The sequence below is a fragment of the Streptomyces sp. NPDC096046 genome, assembly GCF_040303285.1.
Taxonomy (GTDB): Bacteria; Actinomycetota; Actinomycetes; order Streptomycetales; family Streptomycetaceae; genus Streptomyces.
On sequence record NZ_JBEOSZ010000040.1, the window covers coordinates 70,756 to 74,696 of the forward strand.

The following is a 3,941-nucleotide window of genomic DNA, read 5'->3' on the forward strand; positions in this document are numbered from 1 at the left end:
GTCGGGGCCATGAGTCGCGGTTGCCGGGCCGGTCGGCTGCTGACTCGCCGAACCCTCCGACGCCGAGCGGTTGCGCCTCGGTCGGGCCGGAGCTGGAGCGGCCGGCCCGCCGGACGGGGGCTGACCCGCCCCACCCGGAACCTGCGGCGTGGGCTGATCCGCCGCGCCCCGAGCCGGCTCCCCCCGCGTGGGCTGATCGGTCGGGGTCGGGGTCGGGGTCGGGACCTGGGCCTCCCCCGGCGTGGACCGGCCCGCCCCCCGAGCCGACTCCCCCGCCGCGGACTGATCCGCCGAAGTCGCAGCAGCCACGTCACCCGACGCGGACTGGCTCGCCGAGCCCTCCGCCGCCGAACGCGTCCGCCGTGGGGAAGAAGCCGGGGCCGGGGTCTCCGTGGCACCGGTCTGGCTCGCCGAGCCCTCCGAGGCCGAGCGGGTCCGGCGCGCCGGGCGTTCTCCCGTGGGACGTGCCGCGGCTCGGGCGGGGCGTTCGCCTGCCGCGCGTCCCGCGCCCCGGGCCGGGCGGGCGGGAGCCGGGGGGAGTTGGCCTTTGAGGGGGCCCCACTCGTTGGGGTCGGGGACGCCGGGCGGGAGCATCTGGCGGCGCTTGGGGCCGCCGTGTTCCGACTCGCCCGGCTCCTTCGCGCCGGGCCAGGCCTTGGCGACGCGGGCGGCCAGGACGAAGTCCTTCCGGAGGGGGTGGCCTTCGAAGTTCTCGGGCAGGAGCAGGTGGTCCAGCCCCGGGTGGCCTTCGAAGGTGATGCCGAACATCTCGTGCGTCTCGCGCTCGTGCCAGGCGGCACCCGCGTAGACGTCGACCGCCGAGGGCAGGGCGGGGGCCTCGTGCGGGACGGTCGTACGCAGGAGGAGACGTCGTACGGGAGAGAGCGCCGCGACGTGGGCCGTGACGCGGAAGCCCGTGCCCGGTTCGTCGACCGCGCTCAGCCAGTCGAAGTAGGTGCAGCCGAGCCGGTCGCGGGCGGTCCGCAGGGCGGCGATCCAGGCGGCCGGCGGTACGTCGACCGTCAGAACCTCGTAGGACTCCTCGGCGGTGGCGTCGGGGCCGAAGAGTTCCTCGGCGGCGGCGGGCAGCCAGCCGACGGCCGTCATCGTCCCTCCCCCGGCGTCGAGTCGGAGCCCGGGGCGGGGGCGGAGGCGGAGGCGGGCGGCTGCACCAGGCCGCTCTGCAGCGCCGCCGCCGACGGACGGACGGTGCCGTACCGCTCCCCCAGCGACTCGCGGGCGATCTTCTCCTGGAGCTTGAGGATGCCCTGGAGCAGCGCCTCGGGCCGGGGCGGACAGCCGGGGACGTAGACGTCGACGGGGATGATCTGGTCGACGCCCTTGGTGACGGAGTACGAGTCCCAGTAGGGGCCGCCGCAGTTGCTGCACGCGCCGAAGGAGATGACGTACTTCGGTTCCGGCATCTGCTCGTAGAGGCGCTTGATCGCCGGTGCCATCTTGTCCGTGACCGTGCCGGACACCACCATCAGGTCGGCCTGGCGTGGGCCCGGGGCGAACGGGATGACGCCGAGCCGGATGAAGTCGTGGCGGGCCATCGACGCGGCGATGAACTCGATCGCGCAGCAGGCGAGGCCGAAGTTGAAGACCCAGAGCGAGTAGCGGCGGCCCCAGTTGAGGATCACCTTCATCGGCTCGGGAGCGAGGCGCGCGAGGGCGCCCAGCCGCTTGGGTTCGGGCAGCGGAACGGGCTCGGACACCGAGGGGTTCACGTCCATGCCAGGACGCCCTTCTTGTATGCGTAGAGCAGGCCCACGGCCAGGAAGCCGAGGAAGATGAACATCTCGACCAGGGTCGCGGCGCCGTACCCGGGGGCGGCGAAGACGGTCGCCCAGGGAAACAGGAAGATCGAGTCGACGGCGAAGATCACATAGAGGAAGGCGTACACGTAGTAGCGGACCTGGGTGTGGGCCCAGCCCTCGCCCACGGGGTCGACGCCGCACTCGTACGTCAGGAGCTTCTCGGGGGTGGGGACCACGGGCCGCAGCAGACGGCCGGCCCCGAAGGCGACGGCCACGAACAGCACACCGACGACGGCGAGCAGTCCGACGACCGAATAGGACTGGAAGTAGTCCGCCGCGGCGACGGTCGTGGTGACGACGGTCGGTTCCGGCACGTCCGTCCCTCGCTCCCTGCAACTCGGACCTGGATCCTGCGACGATGCTGCGGCTCACTCGGATGCCGCCGTTCGACGATCTGTACGCACGGGAGTCTAGGCCCTGATAAGGGCAGGGTAAGCAGCCCGTCACGACCCGGCATGCGGGGGTGGGGTTTTCCTCAGTTGATCCCGGCGGTCCACCTCATGGCGCAGCAGCCCGCCGCCGGGCACGCTAACGCGTATGACCCAACGCATCCCGTCCCCGGGCACGACGGCGACCCGGCAGGGCGCCGGGCCGGACGACCGTCCGCCGCCCGCACGGCTCGCCTACGAACGGCACACCTGGAAAGAGATCGCGCACCTGCTGGCCAACTTTCCGGTCGCGCTGCTCGGATTCACCTACGTCGTGACGGTGCTGTTCACCGGTTTCGGACTGACCGTCACGGTGATCGGGTTCCCGCTGCTCGCCGCCGGACTCATGGGCGCGCGGCAGTTGGGCAGGCTGGAGCGGGCGCGGGCCAGGGCGTTGCTCGGAGTGCGGGTGGACGAGCCGAGCCGGCTGCGGCTGCGCGGCGAGGGCGGATTCTTCCAGCGGCTGTGGATGCAGCTGAAGGACCCGGTGGGCTGGCGCACGGTCCTGTACGAGTTCATCCGGCTGCCGTGGGGCGTCCTCACCTTCACCGTCACGCTGACCTCGCTGTTCGTGCTGTGGCCGGTGCTGCCGTTCATCGCCCGCGGGCTGACCAACGCCGACCGGGCCATGGTGCGCGCGCTGCTGTCGCCCTCCGACGAGTTGGAGCGGCGGATCGCCGAGCTGGAGTCGGACCGGGGGGTCGTGGTGGACACGGCGGCGGCCGACCTGCGGCGCATCGAACGGGATCTGCACGACGGGGCGCAGGCCCGGCTGGTCAACCTGGCCATGGGTCTCGGCCTGGCCAAGGAGAAGGTGCTGGAGGATCCCGACGCGGCGGCGACGATGGTCGCGGAGGCGCACGGCGAGGTGAAGCTCGCGCTCCAGGAGCTGCGGGATCTGGCGCGCGGTATCCATCCGGCGGTCCTCACCGACCGCGGGCTGGACGCGGCCCTGTCGTCGGTCGCCTCGCGCTGCACGGTTCCGGTGAAGGTGACGGTCGATCTGCCGGAGCGGCCGGCCGCGGCCATCGAGGGCATCGCCTACTTCACCGTCTCGGAGCTGCTGCAGAACGTCAGCAAGCACAGCGGGGCGAAGTCGGCCTCGGTGGATGTGTGGCGGACGGACACCCGCCTCCTCATACAGGTGTGGGACGACGGGGGCGGGGGCGCGAGCCTCGACGGGGGTACGGGGATGAAGGGCCTGGCGGACCGGCTGAACGCCGTCGACGGGCTGTTCGTCCTGGAGTCGCCTCCGGGCGGCCCGACGACGATCACCGCGGAACTGCCGTGGCGCGAGCGCGACGACGCCGCCGTCGCCCCCGGCGCACGTTGAGCCTCCGGACCGGGGCCCTGCACGCCGTGGCCCACCGGGCCGGTGGTCCCCCGGCCGGTGATCGGCCATGCCGGTGATCGGCCGTGCCGGTGATCGGCCATGCCGGTGATCGGCCATGCCGGTGATCGGCCATGCCGGTGATCGGCGGTGCCGCGGTCCCCCGGGCCGCAGTCCGCCGGGCGCGGTCCGCCGGGCCGCAGTCCGCCAAGTTCCAGCCCAACGAACCGCGGCCCAGCCCGTCGCGCTCCACCGGGCCGTGGCGCAGCCCGCCGCACACCACCGAACCGCGGCCCAACCCCGCCGCACACCACCGAACCGCGGCCCAACCCCGCCGCACACCACCGAACCGCGGCCCAACCC

4 protein-coding genes are annotated in these 3,941 nt (G+C 73.1%); 1 reads left to right on the top strand and 3 read right to left on the bottom strand.

Translation table 11 applies throughout. The features are described from left to right. From ABTX62_RS28355 to ABTX62_RS28365, 3 genes are all read right to left on the bottom strand, one after another. On the bottom strand, positions 1-1,107 hold a 1,107-nt coding region (locus tag ABTX62_RS28355; RefSeq protein ID WP_352118843.1), incomplete at its 3' end, for an NADH-quinone oxidoreductase subunit C. Then, positions 1,104-1,736 carry an NADH-quinone oxidoreductase subunit B gene (locus ABTX62_RS28360; protein ID WP_352118844.1) on the bottom strand — a complete coding sequence of 211 codons (633 nt, stop codon included), beginning with the start codon at positions 1,734-1,736 and terminating at the stop codon, positions 1,104-1,106. The genes ABTX62_RS28360 and ABTX62_RS28355, both read right to left, overlap by 4 nt. Continuing rightward, a complete protein-coding gene (locus ABTX62_RS28365; protein ID WP_352118845.1) occupies positions 1,727-2,134 on the bottom strand; it encodes an NADH-quinone oxidoreductase subunit A in 408 nt (135 codons plus the stop codon). Before ABTX62_RS28365 ends, ABTX62_RS28360 begins: the two co-directional genes overlap by 10 nt. A gap of 223 nt (positions 2,135-2,357) precedes the next feature. Here ABTX62_RS28365 and ABTX62_RS28370 point away from each other — a divergent pair, with 223 nt between their 5' ends. Further along, positions 2,358-3,581: a sensor histidine kinase gene (locus tag ABTX62_RS28370; protein ID WP_352118846.1), complete on the top strand. Its 1,224-nt coding sequence runs from the start codon at positions 2,358-2,360 to the stop codon at positions 3,579-3,581. The last annotated feature ends 360 nt before the right edge of the window (positions 3,582-3,941 follow it).

Excerpts from the sequence above, each read along its gene's own strand:
- ABTX62_RS28360 (WP_352118844.1), bottom strand. The coding sequence starts at position 1,736 with ATGGACGTGAACCCCTCGGTGTCCGAGCCCGTTCCGCTGCCCGAACCC.
- ABTX62_RS28370 (WP_352118846.1), top strand. The coding sequence starts at position 2,358 with ATGACCCAACGCATCCCGTCCCCGGGCACGACGGCGACCCGGCAGGGC.